This is a genomic window from Microbacterium sp. ZXT2-5, assembly GCF_055329545.1.
On record NZ_JBUZWD010000002.1, the window covers coordinates 696284 to 720161 of the forward strand.

The 23878-nt window shown below is 69.7% G+C and carries 22 protein-coding genes; 7 read left to right on the forward strand and 15 right to left on the reverse strand.

The genetic code is table 11. The features are described from left to right. Positions 1-59: 59 nt before the first annotated feature. Positions 60-983, forward strand: a complete 924-nt coding sequence (locus tag ACZBH1_RS16830; RefSeq protein WP_463646987.1) for a 5'-3' exonuclease — start codon at positions 60-62, stop codon at positions 981-983. 18 nt (positions 984-1001) lie between these two features. Here ACZBH1_RS16830 and ACZBH1_RS16835 read toward each other — a convergent pair whose 3' ends face one another. The 3 genes from ACZBH1_RS16835 to trpD form a co-directional block, all read right to left on the reverse strand. Next, on the reverse strand, positions 1002-1997 hold the full coding sequence (locus ACZBH1_RS16835) for a PHP domain-containing protein (RefSeq protein ID WP_463646988.1): 996 nt from the start codon (positions 1995-1997) through the stop codon (positions 1002-1004). An 18-nt stretch (positions 1998-2015) separates the two neighbouring features. Continuing rightward, positions 2016-2504 carry an aromatic ring-opening dioxygenase LigA gene (locus tag ACZBH1_RS16840; RefSeq protein WP_336397817.1) on the reverse strand — a complete coding sequence of 163 codons (489 nt, stop codon included), beginning with the start codon at positions 2502-2504 and terminating at the stop codon, positions 2016-2018. Positions 2505-2598: 94 nt separating this feature from the next. Further along, entirely contained in the window at positions 2599-3660 is a 1062-nt protein-coding gene (trpD, locus tag ACZBH1_RS16845; protein WP_452324284.1) for an anthranilate phosphoribosyltransferase, read from the reverse strand. A gap of 187 nt (positions 3661-3847) precedes the next feature. On the opposite strand from trpD, the gene ctaE reads away from it, so the two are divergent. The 5 genes from ctaE to ACZBH1_RS16870 all read left to right on the forward strand — a co-directional run bounded on the left by ctaE (position 3848) and on the right by ACZBH1_RS16870 (position 8874). Continuing rightward, positions 3848-4489: an aa3-type cytochrome oxidase subunit III gene (gene ctaE, locus ACZBH1_RS16850; RefSeq protein WP_336397815.1), complete on the forward strand. Its 642-nt coding sequence runs from the start codon at positions 3848-3850 to the stop codon at positions 4487-4489. Between the two features lie 20 nt (positions 4490-4509). After that, positions 4510-5313 carry a cytochrome bc1 complex diheme cytochrome c subunit gene (qcrC, locus tag ACZBH1_RS16855; RefSeq protein WP_336397814.1) on the forward strand — a complete coding sequence of 268 codons (804 nt, stop codon included), beginning with the start codon at positions 4510-4512 and terminating at the stop codon, positions 5311-5313. A gap of 37 nt (positions 5314-5350) precedes the next feature. After that, positions 5351-6430 (forward strand): cytochrome bc1 complex Rieske iron-sulfur subunit, encoded by a 1080-nt coding sequence (gene qcrA, locus ACZBH1_RS16860; RefSeq protein WP_336397813.1) that lies wholly within the window; start codon positions 5351-5353, stop codon positions 6428-6430. Continuing rightward, positions 6427-8277, forward strand: coding sequence for a cytochrome bc1 complex cytochrome b subunit (gene qcrB / locus ACZBH1_RS16865; RefSeq protein WP_378880524.1), 1851 nt, complete (start codon positions 6427-6429; stop codon positions 8275-8277). Before qcrA ends, qcrB begins: the two co-directional genes overlap by 4 nt. A 177-nt stretch (positions 8278-8454) precedes the next feature. Then, positions 8455-8874: a rhodanese-like domain-containing protein gene (locus tag ACZBH1_RS16870; protein WP_463646989.1), complete on the forward strand. Its 420-nt coding sequence runs from the start codon at positions 8455-8457 to the stop codon at positions 8872-8874. Between the two features lie 29 nt (positions 8875-8903). On the opposite strand, the gene ACZBH1_RS16875 is transcribed toward ACZBH1_RS16870, so the two are convergent. From ACZBH1_RS16875 to ACZBH1_RS16900, 6 genes are all read right to left on the reverse strand, one after another. Beyond that, a complete protein-coding gene (locus ACZBH1_RS16875) occupies positions 8904-9641 on the reverse strand; it encodes a PP2C family protein-serine/threonine phosphatase (protein WP_463646990.1) in 738 nt (245 codons plus the stop codon). A 118-nt stretch (positions 9642-9759) separates the two neighbouring features. Continuing rightward, positions 9760-10224 (reverse strand): cytochrome c oxidase subunit 4, encoded by a 465-nt coding sequence (locus tag ACZBH1_RS16880; protein ID WP_336397810.1) that lies wholly within the window; start codon positions 10222-10224, stop codon positions 9760-9762. Next, entirely contained in the window at positions 10225-11988 is a 1764-nt protein-coding gene (gene ctaD / locus ACZBH1_RS16885) for an aa3-type cytochrome oxidase subunit I (protein ID WP_336397809.1), read from the reverse strand. Positions 11989-11990: 2 nt separating this feature from the next. Further along, positions 11991-12887, reverse strand: coding sequence for an aa3-type cytochrome oxidase subunit II (ctaC, locus tag ACZBH1_RS16890; RefSeq protein WP_336397808.1), 897 nt, complete (start codon positions 12885-12887; stop codon positions 11991-11993). A 187-nt stretch (positions 12888-13074) separates the two neighbouring features. Further along, positions 13075-13440 (reverse strand): iron-sulfur cluster insertion protein ErpA, encoded by a 366-nt coding sequence (erpA, locus tag ACZBH1_RS16895; RefSeq protein WP_336397807.1) that lies wholly within the window; start codon positions 13438-13440, stop codon positions 13075-13077. A 113-nt stretch (positions 13441-13553) separates the two neighbouring features. After that, a complete protein-coding gene (locus ACZBH1_RS16900) occupies positions 13554-14957 on the reverse strand; it encodes a dipeptidase (RefSeq protein WP_463646991.1) in 1404 nt (467 codons plus the stop codon). Positions 14958-15003: 46 nt separating this feature from the next. On the opposite strand from ACZBH1_RS16900, the gene ACZBH1_RS16905 reads away from it, so the two are divergent. Next, on the forward strand, positions 15004-15585 hold the full coding sequence (locus ACZBH1_RS16905) for a DUF3043 domain-containing protein (protein WP_463646992.1): 582 nt from the start codon (positions 15004-15006) through the stop codon (positions 15583-15585). Positions 15586-15621: 36 nt separating this feature from the next. Here the strand turns inward: ACZBH1_RS16905 and ACZBH1_RS16910 are convergent, their stop codons facing one another. The 6 genes from ACZBH1_RS16910 to ACZBH1_RS16935 form a co-directional block, all read right to left on the reverse strand. Next, a complete protein-coding gene (locus tag ACZBH1_RS16910; protein ID WP_463646993.1) occupies positions 15622-16647 on the reverse strand; it encodes a quinone-dependent dihydroorotate dehydrogenase in 1026 nt (341 codons plus the stop codon). Between the two features lie 40 nt (positions 16648-16687). Further along, positions 16688-17173 (reverse strand): transcriptional regulator NrdR, encoded by a 486-nt coding sequence (nrdR, locus tag ACZBH1_RS16915; RefSeq protein ID WP_336397803.1) that lies wholly within the window; start codon positions 17171-17173, stop codon positions 16688-16690. Between the two features lie 12 nt (positions 17174-17185). Further along, positions 17186-18523, reverse strand: coding sequence for a histidinol dehydrogenase (hisD, locus tag ACZBH1_RS16920; RefSeq protein WP_463646994.1), 1338 nt, complete (start codon positions 18521-18523; stop codon positions 17186-17188). A gap of 46 nt (positions 18524-18569) precedes the next feature. Beyond that, complete coding sequence (locus ACZBH1_RS16925; protein WP_463646995.1) at positions 18570-19673, reverse strand: hypothetical protein; 1104 nt, start codon at positions 19671-19673, stop codon at positions 18570-18572. A gap of 126 nt (positions 19674-19799) precedes the next feature. Next, positions 19800-23270, reverse strand: a complete 3471-nt coding sequence (gene dnaE, locus ACZBH1_RS16930) for a DNA polymerase III subunit alpha (RefSeq protein ID WP_378881281.1) — start codon at positions 23268-23270, stop codon at positions 19800-19802. A 158-nt stretch (positions 23271-23428) separates the two neighbouring features. Continuing rightward, positions 23429-23878 carry a DinB family protein gene (locus ACZBH1_RS16935; RefSeq protein ID WP_463646996.1) on the reverse strand — a complete coding sequence of 150 codons (450 nt, stop codon included), beginning with the start codon at positions 23876-23878 and terminating at the stop codon, positions 23429-23431.

Genomic DNA, 23878 nt, shown 5'->3' on the forward strand with positions numbered 1-23878 from the left:
AACGACGCGTGCCTCGGCCCGGTGGGCGCGCCGTCGGACCCGCGTGCCAGGATGAACGCGTGACAGAACGCCTCATGCTGCTGGACTCCGCCTCGCTGTACTTCCGCGCGTTCTACGGCGTCCCCGACACCGTGCGGGCGCCCGACGGCACGCCCGTGAACGCGGTGCGCGGCTTCCTCGACATCATCACGAGGCTCGTGTCCACCTACCGCCCCTCCCACCTCGTCGCCTGCTGGGACGACGATTGGCGGCCGCAGTGGCGGGTCGATCTCATCCCCACCTACAAGACGCACCGCGTCGCCGAGGTCGTCGCCGGCGGGCCCGACGTCGAGGTCGTCCCCGACCCCCTCGAGGTGCAGGTGCCGGTGATCCGCGAGGCGCTGGACACCCTCGGCATCCGGATCGTCGGCGCGCCGGCGCATGAGGCCGACGACGTGATCGGCACCCTCGCGACGACCGCGGCGATGCCCGTCGACATCGTCACGGGCGACCGCGACCTGTTCCAGCTCGTCGACGACGGACGCGACGTGCGCGTGGTCTACACCGCCCGGGGCATGAGCAACCTCGAAGTGCTCACCGACGCGTCGGTCGTGGCGAAGTACGGCGTCCTCCCCTCGCAGTACGCCGACTACGCGACGCTGCGCGGCGACTCGTCGGACGGGCTGCCGGGCGTCGCCGGTATCGGCGAGAAGACCGCGGCCGGCCTGCTCGCCACCCACGGCGATCTCGAGGGCATCATCGCCGCCGCGCAGGCGGGCGAGGGCATGTCGGCGGGGGTGCGCTCCAAGGTGCTGGCGGGTCTGCCCTATCTGGCCGTCGCACCACAGGTGGTCGCGGTCGTCCGCGACCTGCCGCTCGAGGTCCCCGATCCCCGTCTGCGCCCCCTGGACGACAGCGCGAGAGCGGATGCCGCCGCGCTGGCCGAGCGGTGGGCCCTCACCGGCGCGATGACGCGCATCGTCGACGCCCTGGACGCGCTGTAGGCAGCAGTCGGGCTGTCGTCAGCGGTCGCGGCCCGTCCACGCGCGCAGCCGCTCCAGCGGCCACGTCGTGACGATGCGCTCGGCGGGTACGCCCAGCCGCTCCGCCCGTTCGGCGCCGTAGTCCAGCAGCGAGAGCTGCCCGGGCGCATGGGCGTCCGAATCGATGGAGAAGAGGCATCCGATCTCCAGCGCCAGCGCCATCAGCTCATCCGGCGGGTCCTGCCGCTCGGGGCGCGAGTTGATCTCCACGGCGACGCCGTGCTCGGCGCACGCCTCGAAGACCGCGCGGGGATCGAACGTCGAGGGCGGGCGCGTGCCGCGGGAGCCCTCCACCAGACGCCCGGTGACGTGCCCGAGCACGTCCACGTGCGGGTTGCGCGCCGCCGCGACCAGGCGTCTGGTCATCGGCGCGCGCTCCATGCGCAGCTTCGAGTGGGCCGAGGCCACCACGACGTCGAGCTCTCCCAGCAGCTCCGGCTCCTGGTCGAGCGCGCCGTCCTCGAGGATGTCGACCTCGATCCCCGACAGCAGCGTGAACCCGTCCCCGCTCATCCCCCCGACGACCTCGAGCTGCGCCCGCAGGCGCTCGGGCGACAGTCCGTTCGCTACCCGCAGCCGGGGCGAGTGGTCGGTCAGGGCGAGGTACTCGTGCCCGAGCGACCGCGCGGCCGCCACCATGAGGTCGATCGAGGTGAGGCCGTCGGACCAGTCGCTGTGCGAGTGCAGGTCACCGCGCAGCAGGGGCCGCAGCGACGACGTCCGCTGCACCCCGGCGCGCTCCCGCAGGTCGGCGAGGTACCCGGGCACCTCGCCCGACAGCGCCTGCTGGATGACAGCGAACGTGGACTCGCCGATGCCCTTGCGCCGGCGCAGCGATGCGGCATCCCGCAGCTCCTCGTCGCTCAGCCCCGCGATCGCGTCGGCTGCGGCCCGGAACGCCTTGGACTTGTACCTCGACGACCGCTCGCGCTCGAGCAGCGTCGCGATCTCGGTGAGCGCGTCGTGCGGGTTCACGCGTGGCTGCGGGCGAGGTCAGACGACATTCGCCCGCTTGATCACGACGGGGACGTCGGCGAGGCGGTGGATCGCCCACCCGAACAGGATCGCCAGCACTCCCATGCCGGCGGCGAAGAGCGCGACCCCGTAGGCGACCACGGAGGTGAAGAGCGACGCCCGGAGGAAGGACGCCTGCATCACCGTCGCGCGCACCGGGTCGTCCTGGTCGAGCTCGGCGTAGGTCTTCCCGCCGGACGCCTCCAGCGCGTGCTGGTTGATGATGTCGGCCTGCACATAGGCGGTGAAGGGCCCCGTCACCTGCTGCCCCTGGAACGCCGCGGCGTCATCGGGGATCGTGATGTTCTCGGCCGTCAGCTGGGTGGTGACGCCGATCCAGGCGATGATGCCCACGACGATCAGCAGGATGCCGCCGACGATTCCGAGGATGCCCACGGCCTTCACGAGGCCGACCTTCTTCTCGGGGGGCTCGATCACGTCGGCGGTGCGGGGCTCAACCTGGCTCATGCTGCCTCCTCGGAACGGGACGTCTTGCGCCACACGCTAGCGGGGACGCCGCGCGCCGCGGAAGACCACGCGCCGGGAGGGGTCGCGCCGGGGCTCAGGCCGCGAACGACCGCGTGGCCTCGACCCAGCGGTCGAGCGTCGCCGTCGCGGCGCCGCTGTCGATCGCCAGCGCGGCGTCGTCCCGGGCCTCGGCCAGGCGCTCCAGGATGGGCCGCTGCACCTGCGTCGCATCGCGGAACAGCCGGTACGCGACGATTCCGGCGGCGGCATTCAGCAGCACGATGTCGCGCACGGCGCCCGCCTCGCCGTCGAGCACGCGCCGAACCACCTTCGCGTTGTGCGCCGGGTCGCCGCCGAGCAGGTCGTCGATGTCGGCGAGCGGGATGCCCAGATCGCGCGGGTCGAGGTCGTGTTCGTGGATGTCGCCCCGGCTGACCTCCCACAGCCGGCTGTGGCCGGTCGTGGTGAGCTCGTCCAGCCCGTCGTCGCCGCGGAAGACGAGCGCCGTGGCGCCCCGGGTGCGGAAGACGCCCGTGATGAGGGGCACCCGGTCGAGGTGCGCGACGCCGACGGCGTTGGCCTCTGCCCGCGCCGGGTTGCACAGCGGGCCGAGGAAGTTGAACACGGTCGGCACGCCCAGCTCGGCGCGCGTGGCGCCGGCGTGACGGAAGCCGGGGTGGAAGGCCGCCGCGAACGCGAACGTGATGCCCGCGCGGGACAGCGTCTCGGCCACCGCCTCGGGCGGGAGCGCGAGGTCGACCCCGAGGGCGGCCAGAACGTCCGACGAGCCCGACGACGAGCTCGCCGCCTTGTTGCCGTGCTTGACCACGGGGACGCCGGATGCCGCGGCCACCAGTGCGGCCATGGTCGAGACGTTCACCGTGCCGAAGCGATCGCCGCCGGTGCCGACGATGTCGAGCACCGCGGCGTCGACGGGGAGCGGGAGGGCCGCCTCGAGGATCGCGTCGCGGAAGCCCACGATCTCGTCGACCGTCTCGCCCTTCGCCCGCAGCGCGATCAGGAAGCCGGCCAGCTGCGAGGGCGTCGCACTGCCCGACATGATCTGCCGCATCGCCCACGTCGACTCCGACACGCTGAGGTCGCGGCGCTCGAGGAGCGCGGTCAGGATCGCCGGCCAGGTGTACAACTCCGCCATAACGAAGAAGCCTAGCCGGGCCCGTGAATCGGAACCTTTTCGTGACACGGCGTCCCGGCGGCGCCGATTCCGCGTCTTCACCACGTGTTCAAGGCAGAGTCGCAGGGAACTCTTAGGTTCTCCTAACTTCACATCCGGCCGAAGAGATGGTCCGCGGTGCGGAACTCTGCGTCCCGAATCGGCCATAATGGGGAGCGTGACGACCTCCACAGCGACCTACTCCCAGGCCATGCGGTCCGTCAAGCGGCCGGATCCGGTCGCTGTCGGCACCATCGTGTGGCTCGGCAGCGAGGTGATGTTCTTCGCGGGCCTGTTCGCGATCTACTTCACCCTCCGAAGCACCTCCCCCGAACTGTGGGCGGAAGAGACGCAGCTTCTGAACATCCCGTACGCGACCGTCAACACGATCATCCTCGTGCTGTCGTCCGTCACGTGCCAGATGGGCGTCTTCGCCGCCGAGCGCTTCCAGCCGTATTCGACCAAGAAGCGCGGCTGGCTGGGCTGGGGCATGGTCGAGTGGTTCTGGCTGACCTTCGCACTCGGTGCGATCTTCGTCTCGGGCCAGGTGTGGGAGTACGCACAGCTCGTCGCCGAGGGCATGCCCATCACGGCCAACGCCTACGCGTCCGCCTTCTACCTGACCACCGGCTTCCACGCCCTCCACGTCACCGGCGGCCTCATCGCGTTCCTGCTCGTCATCGGGCGCGCGTACGCCGTCAAGAACTTCGGGCGCAAAGAGATGACGTCCTCGATCGTCGTGTCGTACTACTGGCACTTCGTCGACGTCGTCTGGATCGCCCTCTTCCTCGTCATCTACTTCCTCAAGTGAGAGCGGAGCTGAACCCCGACATGGCACGAGAGACCACGCGCCGCTCGAAAGGCCGCCGCAGCCCCTGGGCCGCCGCAGCGCTCATCGGCATCGGCCTGCTCATCACCGGCGGCGTCTACGCGGGCGCCTCCGCCGCGATGGCCGCCACGACCACCGAGACCGCGGTGGACTCCGCGCTGACCGTCGAGGACGGCGAGCGGCTGTTCCAGGCCAACTGCGCCACCTGCCACGGGCTCGACGTGCAGGGCACCGAGGACGGCCCGTCGCTCTACGGCGTCGGCGAGCTGGCGGTGCACTTCCAGATGAGCACGGGCCGCATGCCGCTGCAGGCGCAGGGGCCGCAGGCCCCGCAGAAGCCGGTGCAGTTCACCGACGAGCAGATCGAGGCGATCGGCGCCTACATCCAGTCGATCGCACCCGGACCGACCTTCCCCGACGAGGAGGTCCTGGACGGCGAGGGCAACGCGGCCGAGGGCGGCGAGCTGTTCCGCATCAACTGCGCGATGTGCCACAACGTCGCCGGCGCCGGCGGTGCGCTCACCGAGGGCAAGTACGCCCCGGCACTGCACACCACGACGCCTCTCAACATGTACGCGGCCATGGTCACCGGTCCGCAGAACATGCCGGTGTTCAACGACATGACGCTGACCACCGAAGAGAAGCGCGACATCATCACCTACCTGCTCTACCTGCAGGACAACGAGTCCGCGGGCGGGTTCTCGCTCGGCTCGCTCGGCCCGGTCTCCGAGGGCCTCTTCATCTGGATCTTCGGGATCGGTTCGCTGATCGCCATCACCGTGTGGATCACGGCGAAGTCCAACTGATCGACGAACACCACAGCAACACTTGACGAGGAGCAGCATGGCCCACGTGGACGACCCGCTCGAGCACGAGAGGGCTACCTGGAAGCCCTCCCCCGGGCTCGCCGTCGCGGTCCCCGACCCGGTCACCAACCCTGGCCTCCCCCCGCACCGCGAGCGGATGACCGACAAGGACCCCGCTTCGATGAAGCGCGCGGTCCGCACGGTCTACACCCTGTTCTACCTGTCGATCGCGGGCAGCATCTGGGCGGTCGCCGCCTACATGCTGTTCCCCATCGAGAGCGGGCGGATCGTCGACATCCGCGCGAACAACCTCTTCATCGGTCTCGGCATCGCGTTCGCGCTGCTGGCCATCGGCATCGGCGCGATCCACTGGTCGAAGGCCGTCATGTCCGACAAGGAGTTCGTCGAGCCCCGCCACGCGACCCGCGGACGCGACACGACGCGTGCGGCCGCCATCCAGGCGTTCGCCGACGCCGACGCCGACTCGGGCTTCGGTCGCCGGGTCATGATCCGCAACTCGCTGTTCGCCGCGCTGGCCGCCTCGATCGTGCCCGGTGTCGTGCTGTTCCGCGGCCTCGCGCCCTTCAGCTCCCCCGAGCACCCGCACGCGGGCGACCCGGTGTTCCTCCTCGAGCACACCATGTGGACCGAGGGAATGCGTCTCGCGCACGACCCGACCGGCGAGCCGATCCGCGCCGCCGATCTGACCCTCGGCTCCGCCGTGCACGTCATCCCCGAGGCGCTGGCCGAGCTGTCGCACAGCGAGGGCTACCTCGAAGAGAAGGCGAAGGCCCTCGTCCTCCTCGTCCGTCTGCTCCCCGAGCAGCTGACCGAGCCCGAGGACCGCAAGGACTGGTCGTACGACGGCATCGTCGCCTACTCCAAGGTGTGCACGCACGTCGGATGCCCGGTCGCGCTGTACGAGCAGCAGACCCACCACCTGCTGTGCCCCTGCCACCAGTCGCAGTTCGACGTGACCGACCAGGCGAAGGTCATCTTCGGCCCGGCCGCCCGCCCGCTGCCGCAGCTGCCCATCACCGTCGACGATGAGGGCTACCTCGTCGCGCGCAGCGACTTCACCGAACCCGTCGGCCCGAGCTTCTGGGAGCGTCATTGAGCACCCCAACCGTCACCCAGCCTGAGGCTCCCGGCGCTCCCGTCTCCTCGAACGGGCGCGACAAGCCTCTCGGCGGCCGCTTCATCGGCGCCACCGCCAATTACATCGACGAGCGCACGAGCCTCTCCGGCTTCGTGAAGGAGCTCGGACGCAAGATCTTCCCCGACCACTGGTCGTTCATGCTGGGCGAGATCGCGATGTGGGCGTTCGTCGTCGTCCTGCTCTCGGGAACGTTCCTGACGTTCTTCTTCCAGGCCTCGATGACCGAGACGCACTACGACGGCGCGTACCTGCCCATGCGCGGCATCGAGATGTCGGCGGCGATGGCCTCGACGCTCGAGATCTCGTTCGACCTGCGCGGCGGCCTCCTCGTCCGCCAGATCCACCACTGGGGCGCGCTCGTGTTCGTCGCCGGCATCGGCGTGCACATGCTCCGCGTGTTCTTCACCGGCGCCTTCCGCAAGCCGCGCGAGCTCAACTGGGTGATCGGCTTCGTCCTGTTCGTCCTGGCGATGGGCGAGGGCTTCACCGGATACTCGCTCCCCGATGACGTCCTGTCGGGCAACGGCCTGCGCATCATCGACGGCATGGTCAAGGGCATCCCGCTGATCGGCACGTGGACCTCGTTCCTGCTGTTCGGCGGCGAGTTCCCCGGCACCGCCATCGTCGGACGCCTGTACACCCTGCACATCCTGCTGCTGCCGGCGATCCTGGTGGCCCTGCTGGTCGTGCACCTCATGCTGATGGTGATCAACAAGCACACGCAGTTCGCGGGGGCCGGTCGCACCAACAGCGTCGTCGTCGGCTACCCGATGATGCCCGTGTACATGTCGAAGATGGGCGGCTTCCTGTTCATCACGTTCGGCGTGATCGTGCTCATCGCGTCGCTGTTCACGATCAACCCGATCTGGAACTACGGGCCCTACGACCCGTCCCCCGTGTCCGCCGGCACCCAGCCGGACTGGTACATCGGCTTCGCCGACGGCATGCTGCGCCTCATCCCGCCGGGCTGGGAGGTCGTCTTCCTCGACCGCACGTGGTCGTTCAACATCCTGGTTCCGCTCGGCATCATCGGCATCTTCCTGGTGCTGGTCATCATCTACCCCTTCATCGAGGCGTGGGTGACCGGCGACAAGCGCGAGCACCACATCGCCCAGCGCCCGCGCAACGCGGCCACCCGCACCGCCATCGGCGCGGCCGGTGTCACGTTCTACGCGGTCATGTGGGCGGCGGCGTCGTCCGACATCATCGCCACGCACTTCTGGCTCACGATGGAAGGTGTCATCCACACCCTCCAGGTGCTGCTGATCATCGGCCCGATCATCGCGTACTTCGTCACCAAGCGCATCTGCATCGCCCTTCAGAAGAAGGACCGCGAGATCGTGCTGCACGGCTACGAGTCGGGCCGCATCGTCCGCCTCCCGGGCGGCGAGTACATCGAGGTGCACCAGCCGGTCGACGAGTACGAGCGCTTCAAGCTCGCCGACTTCGACTCCTACGAGCCGCTCGTCGTGCGTCCGAACGCCAAGGGCCGCATTCCGTGGCACGAGAACCTCCGCGCGTCCATCTCGCGCTGGTTCTTCGAGGACCGCCTCACCCCGGTGACGCAGAGCGAGCTGGACGCGGCGCTGGCCCACCAGCACCACGATCTCGAGCACATCGCGGCGGAGGAAGACCTCGAGCTGCAGGGCGCCCACGAGCGCGCCGGTGTGCCGGATGCCCCGCACAAGCCGATCGATGACGGCAAGCACGGCGAGATCCCGGTGCGCCCCTCGAACGTCATCGTCCCCGAGCCGGATGCAGGCACCAAGGCGCCGCGCAACCGCGAGAAGGAGCCCGGCGCGTAGAGCTCGACGCTTCGCCGACGGATGCCTCGGCACGATCGCCCAGATCGTGCCGGGGCATCCGTCATGTCGGCCTGATAGGTGCGCGACGACTCCACCTCGTCTCGAACGGCAGGAATCGCACGGCCGGTGTCCGACGTCCGGACGGCCGCCGCGGCGTGCCTGCCTTAGCGTGGAAGCATGATCGACGCGCTCTCGTACTTCTCCGCCAAACTCGCCCTCGAGACCGATGCCTCCGACGTGTACGCCGCCCAGAAGGCCGGCGAGCAGTTCGTGCTCGTCGATGTGCGGGGCGACGAGGCGTGGGCGCAGGGACGCGTTCCCGGGGCCGTCCACATGCCCTACCGCGAGATCGCCGAGCGTGCTCCGCAGGAGATCGACGCGTCGACACCGGTCGTCGTGTACTGCTGGAGCCCCGGCTGCAACGCCGGAGCGAAGGGCGCGGTGGAGTTCGCGAAGCTCGGGTACAGCGTCAGGGAGATGATCGGCGGCTACGAGTACTGGGTCCGCGAAGGACAGCCCGTCGAGAACGACGAAGGCCCGCTCCCCCGCGTCTTCGACGCGCAGGTCATGGTCGTGCGCGCGCCCGTGGCCGGCTGAGCGTACCGCTCCCCGGGTAGCGGCTCGTCCTACAGCCCTTCCATGAAGCGCACGGCGGCGGACCCGTAGAACGCCGTGCCCGCCGTCTCGCCGGCATCGGCCCCGGATTCCGGGAGCACGTCGCACACGACGACCGTCACGTTGTCGTGCGTTCCGGCGGTCAGCGCCAGCTCCACGCACGCACGTGCGGCCTCAGCAGGGTCGGGATGCCAGGCGAGCATCGCGTGGATCTCGGCCTCGGGAACGTAGTCGGTGAGCCCGTCGCTGCACAGCATCCACCTGTCGCCGATGCGCGCCTCGTGCACGTCGACACTGGCCGCGTCGCGCTCCCTGCCGCCCAGCGACGCCGTGATGATGTTCCGGTGCGGATGCGCCAGCGCGTCCTCCGCCGACACCAGCCCCTGCTCCAGCAGCGCCTGGACGAGCGAGTCGTCGCGGCTCTGCTGCACGAGCGCCGCGTCCCGAAGCCGGTACGCACGGGAGTCGCCCGTGTGCGCCAGGAGGAGATCCCCGGCACTCGACACGAACAGTCCGGTGAATGTGGTGGCCATGCCGCTGAGGGTCACGTCCCGCTCCACGTGCGCACGCAGGTCCCAGTTCGCCGCCCGGACGCTCGTCGCCAGCGCCTCCGGCTCCACAGCGCCGACGCGTCCGGCGGCCAGCCGGTGGACGAATGCGGCCGAGGCGAGGTCGCCTGCGGGGCCGCCGCCGACGCCGTCCGCCACGGCAGCACCCCAGGGGGCCGTGAACGCCGCATCCTGGTTCACCGCCCGATGCGGGCCGATGTCCGAGTATGCGGCCGCATGCAGCCGTACGCGGGGTCCCGTCGGTGACGGAACCCCGCGTACGTCGCGCGAGAAGTCGCTCAGTTCGGCTGATCCCGGATCAGCGGGCGAAGTAGCCGCGGTAGTACTCGTAGACCCAGCCGACGATCGCGACGACGAAGACCGCGATGCCGATCGGCATGAGCCAGGCGCCCACCGCGAGGCCGATCATGGCGAGAGCCGCCGAGAACGCCAGGACGATCGGCCACCACGACCACGGGCTGAACTCGCCGAGCTCGGGGTCGCCGTCGTCGATGTCCGCCGTGAGCAGGTCCTCGGGCAGCTCACCGCCCTGCGCCTTGTGCACCTTGCCCACGTAGAACGCGATGAGCGCGGCCATGAAGGCGGTGAACAGCAGGGCGATGCTGCCGACCCACTCGATCGAGAGGGTGACCGTCTCCCACATCTGCTGGCCGCCGGTGGCGTTGGTGTCCCAGTGCGACAGCAGGTTCCACGCGGTGTACACCACCGCGACGACGAGGAAGAAGGCGGACAGCAGCCACCAGAGTCCGGCGTTGGTACGCACTTACTTCACCTCTCCCTCGGCGAGGTCGACAGTCGGGGCTTCGGGAGCGTCCTTGGCCGGCCCGACGCCCACGGGGATGCCCGCCTCGGGGTGGTTCAGGTCGAACGCGGGACGCTCGCTGCGGATGCGCGGGATCGACGTGAAGTTGTGGCGCGGCGGCGGGCAGGAGGTCGCCCACTCGAGCGATGCCCCGTAGCCCCACGGGTCGTTCACGGTGACCTTCGGCGCCTTGCGGGCGGTGATCCACACGTTGAACAGGAACGGGATCATCGAGGCGCCGAGGAGGATGGCGCCGACCGTCGAGACCTGGTTCTGCCACGTCCAGCCGTCCGCCTCCGAGTAGTCGGCGTAGCGGCGGACCATGCCGTCCACGCCCAGCCAGTGCTGGATGAGGAAGGTCATGTGGAACCCGATGAAGAGCATCCAGAAGTGGACGTACCCCAGACGCTCGTTCAGCATCTTGCCCGTCCACTTGGGCCACCAGAAGTAGAAGCCGGCGAACATCGCGAACACGACGGTGCCGAACACGACGTAGTGGAAGTGCGCGACCACGAAGTACGAGTCGGACAGGTGGAAGTCCAGCGGCGGCGACGCCAGGATGACGCCGGTGAGACCGCCGAACACGAACGACACCAGGAAGCCGAGCGCGAACACCATCGGCGTCTCGAACGTCACCGAGCCTCGCCACATCGTGCCGATCCAGTTGAAGATCTTCACGCCCGTGGGCACCGCGATGAGCATCGTCATGAGGGCGAAGAACGGCAGCAGCACTCCACCGGTGACGTACATGTGGTGCGCCCACACGGCGACCGACAGCGCCGCGATGGCGATCGTCGCGTAGACGAGCGTCTTGTAGCCGAAGATCGGCTTGCGGCTGAAGACCGGGAAGATCTCCGACACGATGCCGAAGAACGGCAGCGCGATGATGTACACCTCGGGGTGGCCGAAGAACCAGAACAGGTGCTGCCACAGCAGCACGCCGCCGTTCTGCGGGTCGTAGATGTGGGCGCCGAGCACGCGGTCGGCGGCGGCGGCCAGGATCGCCGCGGCGAGCACGGGGAACGCCATCAGGATCAGGATGCTGGTGACCAGCGTGTTCCACGAGAAGATCGGCATCCGCCACATGGTCATGCCGGGCGCGCGCATCGTGATGATCGTCGTGATGAAGTTCACGGCACCGAGGATCGTGCCGAAGCCGCTCATGCCGAGCCCGAGCATCCAGAGGTTGCCGCCGGCGCCGGGCGAGAACGAGGCGTTCGCGAGCGGCTGATAGGCGAACCAGCCGAACGACGCGGCGCCCTGCGGGGTGAGGAAGCCGGCGACCGCGATGGTCGAGCCGAACAGGAACAGCCAGAATGCGAACGCGTTCAGGCGCGGGAAGGCGACGTCGGGGGCGCCGATCTGCAGCGGCAGGATCGCGTTGGCGAAGCCCGCGAACAGCGGCGTCGCGAACATCAGCAGCATGATCGTGCCATGCATGGTGAACAGCTGGTTGTACTGCTCCTTGGTCGGGATGATCTGCATCCCCGGCTCGAACAGCTCGGCGCGGATGATCAGCGCCATCACCCCGCCGAGGAGGAAGAACAGGACCGACGAGATGAGGTAGAGGTAGCCGATCGTCTTGTGGTCGGTGGAGGTGATCCACTTGACGATGATGTTGCCCTTGTCCTCGACGCGCGTGGCGCTGAGCAGCGCAGCCTGACGCGGCGGCAGGGTGGTCGGGCGACCCTGCGTCGGTTCCTGAAGCGGAAGCGTCGTCGCCATGATCAGTTGTCTCCCTCTTCCTCGGACGCCTCGCCCGATCCCGTGCCCGGGAGGTTCTGGAGGCGGTCGTAGGCGTCGTTGATGTCGCCGGTCTGGCCGGCGTCGCGGAGCGTCGCGAGGTACTCGTCGTACTCGGCCTCGCTCACGACCTCCACGTTGAACAGCATCATGGAGTGGTACTCGCCGCAGAGCTCGGCGCACTTGCCGGCGTAGCTGCCCTCGCGGGTGGGCGTGAAGGACCAGTAGTTGTCCTTCCCGATGTACATGTCCTTCTTGTACAGGAAGTCGATGATCCAGAAGGAGTGGATGACGTCGCGCGACTGGAGCTTGATCTTCACCGTCTGGTCGACGGGGAGGACCAGTGTCGGCAGGTCGCTGACGACGTCGCCGCGCTCGTCGGTCTCGGCCTGGACGCCCATGGTCCACACCGTGTCGTCCTCGGACTCGCCCTCGTACTGGAAGTCCCACGACCACTGCTTGCCGATCGCCGTGATCTCGACGTCCGGGTCGTCGTACTGCGTCTCGAGGATCGTCTGGTCGCGCGCGGTGAATGCGAAGAACCCGATCACGAGGATGAGCGGCACCACCGTGTAGAAGATCTCGATGGGCATGTTGTAGCGCAGCTGGACCGGAAGTCCCATCTGGCCCTTGCGACGCCGGTACGCGATCGCCGCCCAGCCCATGAGACCCCACGTGATGACGCCCACGACGAGCAGCACGATCCACGAGTTGACCCAGAGCCCGCTCACCATGTCGGTGCGGTTCGTGGCCGCCTGGCCGTCTTCGGTGAACCCGGGCAGGAAGCCGTTGAGCTCGGTCGGGGTGCATCCGGCGAGGACTGCAGCCGCCGCGATCCCGAGCGGGAGAACGGCCCAGCGGATACGGCGTTTCGAAGGCACGTTGCACCTTTCCGATCACGAACAGGACTCCTGCAAGTCTAGGGCAAGCGCCCAGGCCATTCAGGCCATTCACTCAGGCTGAATCGGCGTGCGAAGACGAAAAAGGCGGGCCCGGGCGCCATAAAAAGGCGCACCGGACCCGCCGCGAAGTGCTCGGATCCTCAGCCGACCGTCGGTCGGCGCTGACTCAGTGGAAGCTGTCGCCGCACGCGCACGAGCCGGCGGCGTTCGGGTTGTCGATCGTGAAGCCCTGCTCCGAGATCGTGTCCTTGAAGTCGATGGTGGCGCCGTCGAGGTACGGGACGCTCATGTCGTCGATGATGACCTCGACGCCGTCGAAGTCCACCGTCTTGTCGCCGTCGAGATAGCGCTCGTCGAAGTAGAGCTGGTAGATCAAGCCGCTGCATCCGCCCGGCTGGACGGCGACGCGCAGACGCAGGTCGTCGCGTCCTTCCTGCTCGAGCAGGCTCTTCACCTTTCCGGCGGCGGCATCGGTCAGCAGCACACCGTGGTCGCGGGCGGTCTGCTCGGTCGTCAGTGCGGTGTCGGTCATGGCACTCCTCCGGACGGGCCGCCGAGGCGATCGGCGGCGGGATGCCTCGATTGTACGCGCGCCCGCCGGGAGGAGGCTCCGCGACCCCGGTTTGCGGTGCGGCGGCCCACGGCCTACCCCTCGTGCGGGGTCCGGCCGTCGAGCTTCTCCAGCAGGAGCGCCTCCGCGAGCACCGCGTTGCGGAACGTGTCCAGGTGCAGGGACTCGTTGGGGCTGTGCGCCTTCGAGTGCGGGTCCTCCACGCCGGTGACGAGGATCTGCGCACCAGGGAACTCGCGCACGAGGTCGGCGATGAACGGGATCGACCCGCCCACGCCGATGTCGACCGGCGCGACCCCGTAGCCCTCGTGGAGTGCCTCGCGTGCCGCCGCGACGGCCCAGCCGCTCGTGTCGACGAGGAAGGCGTCTCCGTAGTCCTGGTCGCTGAACTCCAGCTGCGCGCCGAACGGCGCGTGTGCGCGCAGGTGCGCCTCGATGGCGGCGTAAGCCTCGCGCGCCGGCTGCCCAGGGGCGATGCGCGCGCTGATGACCACCGAGACCTCGGGCGTGAGCGTGTTCGAGGCGTTCACGACGCTCGGCGCGTCGATGCCCGTCACCGTGATCGACGGCTTGTTCCAGATGCGGCCGAGGATCGTTCCGCGGCCGACGGGCGAGACGCCGTCGGGAAGGCCCGCCTCGTCGCGCAGCGTCTCCTCGCTGTACGGAGGGGTCTCGGCATCCCGCTCGGTCAGGCCCGCGACGGCGACCGCGCCGTCGGCGTCCCAGAGCGTCGCGAGGAGCTTCACCGTCGCCATCATGGCGTCGGGCACCGCTCCCCCGAACATCCCGGAGTGGGATGCATGCTCGAGCGTGCGCACGCGCAGCGTGAACCGGGTGTTGCCGCGCAGCGACACCGTGAGCGCCGGCGTCTTGTCGTCCCAGTTGCCGGAGTCCGCCACCACGATCACATCGGCGCGCAGGGCGGCGGCGTTGTCCGAGAGGAACTGGGCGAAGGAGCGGGATCCCGCCTCCTCCTCGCCCTCGAAGAAGAGTGCGACCCCGAGGTCGAAGTCCTCGCCCAGCGCCTCCTTGAGCGCGCGGAGCGCGGCGACGTGCGCCATGATGCCGGCCTTGTCGTCGGCGGCGCCGCGCCCGTAGAGACGGCCGCCGCGCACCGTGGGCTCGAACGGCGCCGACTCCCAGAGCGCCTCGTCGCCGACGGGCTGCACGTCGTGGTGCGCGTAGAGCAGGATCGTCGGGCGGCCGTTGCGGGCCGCGCGCGTCGCCAGCACGGCGGGGTTGCCCTGCTCCCCCGTCTCCGGGATGGTCGCGCGGCGGATCTCGACGGTCTCGAACAGCCCGGTCTCGCGAACGAGCTCGGCCACCGCCTCGGCGCTGCGCTGCACCGCTGCCGGGTCGAATCCGGGGAAGGCGATGGAGGGGATGCGCACGAGGGTGCCGAGATCGGCCAGGGCGGAGGGGATGCCGGAGGCCGCCGCGTCACGCACAGCATCCTGTCGGGAGAGCTCAGAGGTCATGCGGGTAATCTTAAGTGCACCCCTTCTCCGCACTCGAGGATGATCCGTGGCCAAGAACTCCGCCCCCGTTCCGAACGACGCTCCCAGCGAGGGAACCGTCCTGAACGGCACGCCCGCCGGCAAGGGCCGCGCCACGCCGTCCCGCGCCGAGCGGGAGGCCGCCCGGAAGCGGCCGCTCGTGCCCGACACGAAGGAGGCGAAGGCCCGCGCCCGCGCGGACCTCGCCGCCCAGCGCGAGAAGGCCCGTCTCGGCATGGCGGCCGGCGACCCCCGCTACCTCCCGGCGCGCGATCAGGGCGCCCAGCGCAAGTTCGCCCGCGACTGGGTGGACGCCGGATGGCACCTCGGTGAGGCCGTGATGCCGGCCATGGTGCTCGTCATCCTCGCCACGTTCCTGCCCATCGCCGCGCTGCAGTACTACGCGTTCGTCGGTCTGTGGATCTTCATCCTCTTCGTCATCGGCGACATGGTGATCACCTCGATCTCGGTCAAGCGCGCCGTGAAGAAGAAGTTCGGCGCCGACAAGATGGAGAAGGGCCTCGGCTGGTACGCCGCGATGCGCACCGTCCAGATGCGCTTCCTCCGCCTGCCCAAGCCGCAGGTCAAGCGCGGCCAGAAGCCCGCCTGAGCGAGGCGCCTCCCCGGCCCAGCCCGCCCAGCGCGCTCAGCGTCGCCCGACGAGCCCGCGGTTGATCTGACGAGCCCAGAGCGGGCCGCGGTAGAGGAACGCCGTGTAGCCCTGCACGAGCGTGGCACCGGCATCCAACCGTTCCTGCACGTCGGCGGCCGTCTCGACGCCGCCGACCGAGATGACGCAGAAGGCCGCGGGAACGCTCGCACGCAGCAGCCTCAGCACCTCGAGTGAGCGCACCTTCAGCGGCGCACCCGACAGTCCCCCCTCACCCGCCGCGGCGACCGTCCCGGGGTCTGTGATCAGCCCGTCGCGCGAGACCGTCGTGTTGGTGGCGATGATGCCGGCGAGGCCCGCGTCCACGGCGAGCCCGGCGATCGCGACGATCTCGTCATCGGGCAGATCGGGGGCGATCTTCACCAGCAGCGGGGTCGCGCCGGCCGCCTCGCGGACCGCCTCCAGGAGCGGACGCAGCGTCTCGGCGGCCTGCAGGCCGCGCAGGCCGGGCGTGTTCGGGGACGAGACGTTCACGACGAGGTAGTCCGCGAGCGGAGCCAGGAGCGTCGCACTGCGCACGTAGTCGGCGGTCGCGTCGGCCACCTCGACCACGCGGCTCTTGCCGATGTTGACCCCGATCACGCCACGGCGCCTGCGTGCACGCAGCTTGCGCAGGCGGTCCGCGGCCGCCTCCGCCCCGTGGTTGTTGAACCCCATGCGGTTCACGACGGCGCGGTCGGGGATGAGTCGGAAGAGCCGGGGTCGCAGGTTGCCCTCCTGCGGGATGGCCGTGACGGTGCCCACCTCCACGTGCCCGAATCCCAGCGCGAAGAGCCCCGCGGCGCCCTTCACGTCCTTGTCGAATCCGGCGGCCACGCCGAACGGCGAGTCGAACCGGAGGCCGAGCGCGGTGGTGGCCAGCTCCGGCGCCGGGCGCGTCACCGCACGGGCGGCCCATGAGAACGGCGGCACGCCGAGCACCCGGATGACCCGCATCGCGGCGTGGTGGGCGGATTCGGGATCCATGCGCGACAGCACGGTGCGGAAGAGGAGGGGATACATCCCCCCTAGATTATCGGCTCGGCACTCCGGGCCTCGGCGGTCAGTCCCCGGCGACGCCCTCGGCGCGCGCGGGAGCGCGTCCGTGGTCGACGCGGAGCTGCTCGATCGCCGACTCGAAGTCCTCCAGCGAGTCGAACGCCTGGTAGACGCTCGCGAAGCGCAGGTAGGCCACCTCGTCGAGGTCGCGCAGCGGACCCAGGATGGCCAGCCCGATCTCGTTCGCATCCAGCTGCGACGCTCCGGTCTGGCGGATGCTCTCCTCGACGGTCTGCGCGAGCACCGCGAGGTCGGCCTCGGTCACCGGGCGGCCCTGGCAGGCCTTGCGGACCCCCGACATGACCTTCTCGCGGCTGAACGGCTCGATCACGCCGGAGCGCTTGATGACGTTCAGGCTCGCCGTCTCGACGGTGGTGAACCGGCCCCCGCACTGCGGGCATTGACGACGGCGACGGATGCTGAGCCCGTCGTCGCTCGTGCGGGAGTCGATCACCCGCGAATCGGCGTGACGGCAGAAGGGGCAGTGCATGGTGCAGACAGCCTACGCCGGGTCCTCGACGACGGGCTCCTGGCCCTGTCGAGCGCCGAACCTCGCGGTGATCGCCTCGCCGTGCGCGGGGAGCGCCTCCGCCTCGGCGAGGGTGACGATCGCGTCGCGGACGGCCGCCAGCGCGCCGCGGTCGTACTCGATCACCTGCTGCGGGCGCAGGAACGTGGCGGCGGAGAGCCCCGCCGAGTAGCGCGCCTGCCCGCCGGTCGGCAGCACGTGGTTGCTCCCCGCCAGGTAGTCGCCGAGGCTCACCGGCGAGTCGTCGCCCACGAAGACGGCCCCGGCGTGCACGAAGTCCTGCGGGCGCGGGTCGGTCACGTGCAGCTCGAGGTGCTCGGGGGCGTACGCGTTGCTGAACGCGGTGGCGGCGGCGAGGTCGTCGACCAGCACGATCGCGGACTGCGGTCCGCCGAGCGCGGCCGCCACACGCTCCGCGTGGCGGGTCGCCGCTGCGCGCGGCGCGATCGCGGCGACCACGTCCTGCGCGAGGCGCTCCGACGTGGTCACGAGCACGGCAGAGGCCTGCTCGTCGTGCTCGGCCTGGCTGATGAGGTCGACGGCGACGAGGTCGGCGTCGGCGCTGTCGTCCGCGACGATGAGGATCTCGGTGGCGCCGGCCTCGGCATCCGTCCCGACCAGGCCCGCCACGGCGCGCTTGGCGGCGGCGACGAAGTTGTTTCCGGGACCGGTGACGACGTCGACGGGCTCGAGGCGGAGCGCCGGCACGCCGTGCGCCAGCGCGCCGATCGCGCCGGCGCCTCCCATCGCATAGACCTCGGTGACGCCGAGGAGGCGCGCGGCCCCCAGGATCACCGGGTGCACGCGGCCCCCGAATCCGCGCTGCGGCGGCGAGGCCAGGGCGATCTCGGCGACGCCGGCGACCTGCGCGGGGACGACGTTCATGACGACGCTCGACGGGTAGACCGCCTTGCCGCCCGGCACGTAGAGGCCGACGCGGCGGACCGGCTGCCACCGCTGCGTCACCCGTGCGCCCGGGCCGAGCTCGGTCACCGAGGGCGACGGCACCTGCGCGGCGGATGCCTCCCGCACGCGCTGGATGGCCTCCTCCAGTGCCGCGCGGACGGCGGGATCGAGCGCCGCGAGCGCCTCGTCGAGGTGCTCCGCCGGCACCCGGAGGTCGTGGCCGGCCACCCCGTCGAAGCGCTCGGCCTGCTCGCGGAGAGCTGCTTCGCCGCGCGCCGCGACGTCGTCGACGATGTGCGCCGCGGTGGCGAGCGCCTCCTCGCGGGCGGCGGCGGCGCGGGGAACGGTGGCGAGGAGTTCCGCGGGAGACAGCGTGCGTCCCCGCAGGTCGATCGTCCGGAGCATCCTTCTACGGTATCGCGCGGTCGCCGCGGGATCGGTCGTCGCGCCGTCAGCCCCGCGTGACGCCGGAGACGTCGTGCAGGTAGCCGATGCGGCCGTCTTCGTGACGGACGACGAACGCGTCACCGCGGTCCTCGATCACGAGGGCCCACGCGGTCGGGCCGATGCGGAACACCGGGATGCCGATCTCGTCGACGACGTCGCGCTCCTCGGGCACGAGCGCCCAGAAGGCCTGGCTCTGCGGCGTCGTCGCGGCCGCCGGCTCGACCGTGGAGCTCGGGTTCTCGACGTGCTCGAACGACTCGCGCGTCTGCACCGGCTCGGCCACGGTGGGCGCCGTGTCCGCGGCGGCGGCGTCGTCCGCGGCGACGGCATCCGTCTCGCGATCGACCGGGATCACCGTGGTGGTGGCCTCGGCGCTCGAGGCACCGCGGGCGCCGGCCGCATCCTCGCGATCGGGCACGTACGCCGGAGCCGGCTCGTTCGCCGCCGGAGCCGCCTCGGACGCGGAGGGCGCCGCCTCGGGCGGGTACGGCGCGGCGGCCGCCGCTTCGTACGGGGCGGGCTCGTGCTGCTCGGGCGCCCGCTCGGGGCGCTCGACGGGCGGACGCGGGGTGACCGGACGGACCTGCCGCGCGTTGCGGTGCGCCGGAGCCTCGGGGCGCCCCTGGAAGTCCTGGGCGAACGGGGCGATGAACGGCGCGACGACGGTCAGCACCACACCGGCGAGCATGAGGAAGAACTCGACCCACACGACCCACGTCGCGATGAAGAAGCGCTCTTCGGCGAGGGAGACGAAGGAGTGCCACAGGATGTTCAGCCACGTCACGGCGGCGACCGAGAAGGCCACCGACGCGAACTGGTCGATGCCGAGCGAGCCGACGCGGCGGATGCCCTGCGGGGAGAGGCGGCGCAGCACGATGAGGAAGACCGCCACGGTGGGAAGGCCGATGGTCAGCACCCAGTCGATCCCGTGGGTCCACACCGACGGCCCCTCGCCGAGCTCGCCGATGATGGGGAAGAACGAGACGACGAACGCGACGAGCCAGGTGCCGACGAGTGCGACCTCCCGGATCGAGAACGGACCCACCCCGTACTGCGGCTCGTCGGCTGCCGTTCTGTCGACCTGCACGTTCTGATTCTCGTCCGTCACGATGTCTGTTCCTTCCGGCGGGCCCGCGAGGCCCGCGTCGAGCCGATTTTACTCAGCGCGCATGAGACCGCGATGAGACCACGCGATCCACGGCCACATCACGGACGCTCGAACGCGGGCGGGAGCTCAGCCCAGGCACTGCGGCCCCAGCAGGCCCTTGAGCTCGCCGTAGAGGTCCGGGGTGATCCGCACGGTGTGGGGCACCTCGAACACCTTCGCGACGCTGCCGCTGTGCAGCTTGAGCGATACCTCCGTATCGCCGCCGTGACGCTGCAGCGTCTGCAGCAGCTCGCCGATCACGTCCTCGCTCGCCCGTCTCTCGGGCATGACGAGCACGAGGGAGCCGGATTCGTCCAGCGACCCGAGGTCGGGCGTGAAGGCCGACTGCGCGTGCAGGTTCATGCCGTCGTCGCGGCGCGACACCCGTCCCCGCACGACCAGGATCGCATCTCCCTGCAGCATGTGCTGGAACTCGGTGTAGGTCTTGCCCATGAACATGACGGTGATCTCGCCGTCGAAGTCCTCGACGGTGATCATGCCGTACGGGTTGCCGCTCTGCTTGGCCACGCGATGCTGGACGCTCGTGACCAGGCCCGCGACCGTGACCTGGTCGCCGTCGCCGATGTCCTCGGAGGCGAGGAGGTCGTGGATGCTCGTGGAGGCGTGCTTCGCGAGGGGGATCTCGAGCCCGGCCAGCGGGTGGTCCGACACGTACAGGCCCAGCATCTCGCGCTCGAACGCCAGCTTGTCCTTCTTGGTCCACTCGGGACGCTCGGGGACCTTCGCCGCCTGCTGCGGCTCGTCCTCGCCCCACAGCGAGTCGAAGTCGAAGCCGACCTCGCCGTTGGCCTCGCGGCGCTTGTCGAGCACGGCCGCCTCGGTGGCGTCCTCGTGGATCTCCATGAGCGCGCGGCGGGTGGAACCGAGCGAATCGAACGCCCCCGCCTTGATGAGCGACTCCACCGTGCGCTTGTTGGCGACGGGGACGGGCACCTTGGCGAGGAAGTCGTGGAACGACGTGAACGGCGCATCGGCCCGCGCCTCGACGATCGCGTCGACGACGTTGGTGCCGACGTTGCGGACGGCGCCCAGCCCGAAGCGGATGTCTTCGCCGACGGCCGCGAAGTACCGGATCGACTCCCCGACGTCGGGCGGCAGCACCTTGATGCCCATGCGACGGCATTCGTTGAGGTACACGGCCATCTTGTCCTTCGAGTCGCCCACACTCGTCAGCAGCGCGGCCATGTACTCGGCCGGATAGTGCGCCTTCAGGTACGCGGTCCAGTACGACACCAGGCCGTAGGCGGCCGAGTGCGCCTTGTTGAAGGCGTAATCGGAGAACGGGAGCAGGATGTCCCACAGCGCCTTGATCGCGGCGTCGCCGAACCCGCGCTCCTTCATGCCGCCGGAGAAGCCCTCGTACTGCTTGTCGAGCTCGGACTTCTTCTTCTTGCCCATCGCGCGGCGGAGGATGTCGGCCTGTCCGAGGGAGAAGCCCGCCACCTTCTGGGCGATCGCCATGACCTGCTCCTGGTAGATGATCAGGCCGTAGCTGATGTCGAGGATCTCTCGCAGCGGCTCCTCGAGCTCGGGGTGGATGGGCGTCACCTCCTGCTGGCCGTTCTTGCGCAGGGCGTAGTTGATGTGCGAGTTCGCGCCCATGGGCCCGGGCCGGTACAGCGCGATGACGGCGGAGACGTCCTCGAAGTTGTCGGGCTTCATCAGGCGCAGCAGCGACCGCATCGGCCCGCCGTCGAGCTGGAACACCCCGAGGGTGTCACCCCGCGTGAGCAGGTCGTACGCGGCGCGATCGTCGAGGGCGAGATGCTCGAGGTCGAGCTCTTCGCCCCTGTTCATGCGGATGTTGTCGAGCGCGTCGGAGATGATCGTGAGGTTGCGCAGCCCCAGGAAGTCCATCTTGATCAGGCCCAGCGTCTCGCACGACGGATAGTCGAACTGCGTGACGATCTGGCCGTCCTGCTCGCGGCGCATGATGGGGATGATGTCCAGGAGCGGCTCGCTGGACATGATGACGCCCGCCGCGTGCACGCCCCACTGCCGCTTCAGCCCTTCCAGACCGAGCGCGCGATCGAAGACCGTCTTGGCCTCGGGGTCGGTGTCGATGAGGGCACGGAACTCGCTGGCCTCTTTGAACCGCGGATGCTGCGGGTCGAACATGCCGCTCAGCGGCATGTCCTTGCCCATGACGGCCGGGGGCATCGCCTTGGTGAGCCGCTCCCCCATGCTGAACGGGAAGCCGAGCACGCGGCCGGCGTCCTTCAGCGCCTGCTTGGACTTGATCGTCCCGTAGGTCACGATCTGCGCAACCCGCTCGGAGCCGTACTTCTCGGTGACGTAGTCGATCACCTCGCCACGGCGACGGTCGTCGAAGTCGACGTCGAAGTCGGGCATCGAGACGCGGTCGGGGTTGAGGAAGCGCTCGAAGATCAGTCCGTGCTCGAGCGGGTCGAGGTCGGTGATGCGCATCGCGTACGCGACCATCGACCCGGCTCCGGAACCGCGGCCCGGACCCACGCGGATGCCGTTGTCCTTGGCCCAGTTGATGAAGTCGGCGACGACGAGGAAGTAGCCGGGGAACCCCATCTGGAGGATGATTCCCGTCTCGTACTCGGCCTGCTTGCGCACCCGGTCGGGGATGCCCTGGGGGTACCGGTAGTGCAGCCCCGCCTCGACCTCTTTGACGAGCCAGCTGTCTTCGGTCTCGCCGTCGGGCACCGGGAAGCGGGGCATGTAGTTGGCCGACGTGTTGAACTCGACCTCGCACCGCTCGGCGATGAGCAGCGTGTTGTCGCAGGCCTCCGGGTGGTCGCGGAAGATCTGCCGCATCTCCTGCGCGGTCTTGACGTAGTAGCCGTCGCCGTCGAACTTGAAGCGGTTGGGGTCGTCGAGCGTGGAGCCGGACTGCACGCAGAGGAGGGCCGCGTGCGCGTCCGCCTCGTGCTGGTGCGTGTAGTGGGAGTCGTTGGTCGCGACCAGGGGGATGTCGAGGTCCTTGGCCAGCCGGAGCAGGTCGGTCATCACGCGACGCTCGATGGACAGCCCGTGGTCCATGATCTCGGCGAAGTAGTTCTCCTTGCCGAAGATGTCCTGGAACTCCGCGGCGGCCGCGCGGGCGGCGTCGTACTGGCCGAGCCGCAGACGCGTCTGCACCTCGCCGGAGGGGCATCCCGTCGTGGCGATGAGCCCTTTGCCGTACGTCTCGAGCAGCTCCCGGTCCATGCGGGGCTTGAAGTAGTAGCCCTCCATGCTCGACAGCGAGCTCAGCCGGAAGAGGTTGTGCATGCCCTCGGTGCTCTGGCTCCACATCGTCATGTGGGTGTAGGCGCCTGAGCCCGAGACGTCGTCGCTCTTCTGCTCGGGTGTGCCCCACGCGACGCGCGACTTGTCGCTGCGGTGCGTGCCGGGCGTGACGTACGCCTCGAGCCCGATGATCGGCTTGACCCCGGCCGCCTTGGCCGCGTTGTAGAACTCGAACGCGGCGAACGTGTTGCCGTGGTCGGTCACGGCGATCGCGGGCATGCCGTAGTCGGCTGCCGCCTGCGTCATCGCGCCGATCTTGGCGGCTCCGTCGAGCATCGAGTACTCGCTGTGGACGTGCAGATGAACGAAGGAGTCGGATGCCACGCAACGAGTCTACGAACCGGCGCCGACATGGGCGGGCCGCTGTCGGCGGGTCCGCGAGCCGCCCGGCGGATACGCCTCACCCTCGAGTGGAGGGTGAGGGTCGCCCCGCGTCAGAACTCCTCGTCGAGGGCGTACTGCTGCTGCCACGTGTGCGGACGGTCGATGCCCAATCCGTACAGGTAGCGGATGAGCTGGCCCTGGTGCTGCGTCTCGTGCTCGAGGAGGGCGAGCACGTACCGCAGGGACTCCTCGTCGTCGGCGGCGAGGCCGGCGATCCACGCGTCGAGGTCGGCGGCAGTCTGGACGAACGCGGATCGCAGGGCCCCGGCATCCGTCGTCTGCTCCGCCGTGACGGGGCTCGTGAAGCCCTGCCACTGGCCCGCCTTCGCCGCGCGCGGGTAGCTCTCGCGCGCGCCGAGCACGCACCACAGCTGATGCCCGATCGTGTCGGACGGAAGGTCGGCCAGCCTCGAGCCGAGGCGGCTCTCGGGCACGGTGTCGAGGAACTCGAGGTACAGGGTGTTCGAGCGCTCGAAGCGCCGGCGCAGCAGGTCGTTCAC

What these genes read in the sequence shown, in the direction of transcription:
- ACZBH1_RS16910 (WP_463646993.1), bottom strand. Translation starts at nt 16,647, where the DNA reads ATGTATCCCCTCCTCTTCCGCACCGTGCTGTCGCGCATGGATCCCGAA.
- qcrC (WP_336397814.1), top strand. Translation starts at nt 4,510, where the DNA reads ATGGCACGAGAGACCACGCGCCGCTCGAAAGGCCGCCGCAGCCCCTGG.
- ACZBH1_RS16840 (WP_336397817.1), bottom strand. Translation starts at nt 2,504, where the DNA reads ATGAGCCAGGTTGAGCCCCGCACCGCCGACGTGATCGAGCCCCCCGAG.
- trpD (WP_452324284.1), bottom strand. Translation starts at nt 3,660, where the DNA reads ATGGCGGAGTTGTACACCTGGCCGGCGATCCTGACCGCGCTCCTCGAG.
- dnaE (WP_378881281.1), bottom strand. Translation starts at nt 23,270, where the DNA reads ATGCTCGACGGAGCCGCCAAGATCGGCGCGATGACGCAGGCGGCAGCC.
- erpA (WP_336397807.1), bottom strand. Translation starts at nt 13,440, where the DNA reads ATGACCGACACCGCACTGACGACCGAGCAGACCGCCCGCGACCACGGT.
- hisD (WP_463646994.1), bottom strand. Translation starts at nt 18,523, where the DNA reads ATGCTCCGGACGATCGACCTGCGGGGACGCACGCTGTCTCCCGCGGAA.
- ctaD (WP_336397809.1), bottom strand. Translation starts at nt 11,988, where the DNA reads ATGGCGACGACGCTTCCGCTTCAGGAACCGACGCAGGGTCGCCCGACC.
- ACZBH1_RS16900 (WP_463646991.1), bottom strand. Translation starts at nt 14,957, where the DNA reads ATGACCTCTGAGCTCTCCCGACAGGATGCTGTGCGTGACGCGGCGGCC.
- nrdR (WP_336397803.1), bottom strand. Translation starts at nt 17,173, where the DNA reads ATGCACTGCCCCTTCTGCCGTCACGCCGATTCGCGGGTGATCGACTCC.
- ACZBH1_RS16870 (WP_463646989.1), top strand. Translation starts at nt 8,455, where the DNA reads ATGATCGACGCGCTCTCGTACTTCTCCGCCAAACTCGCCCTCGAGACC.
- qcrA (WP_336397813.1), top strand. Translation starts at nt 5,351, where the DNA reads ATGGCCCACGTGGACGACCCGCTCGAGCACGAGAGGGCTACCTGGAAG.
- ctaE (WP_336397815.1), top strand. Translation starts at nt 3,848, where the DNA reads ATGGGGAGCGTGACGACCTCCACAGCGACCTACTCCCAGGCCATGCGG.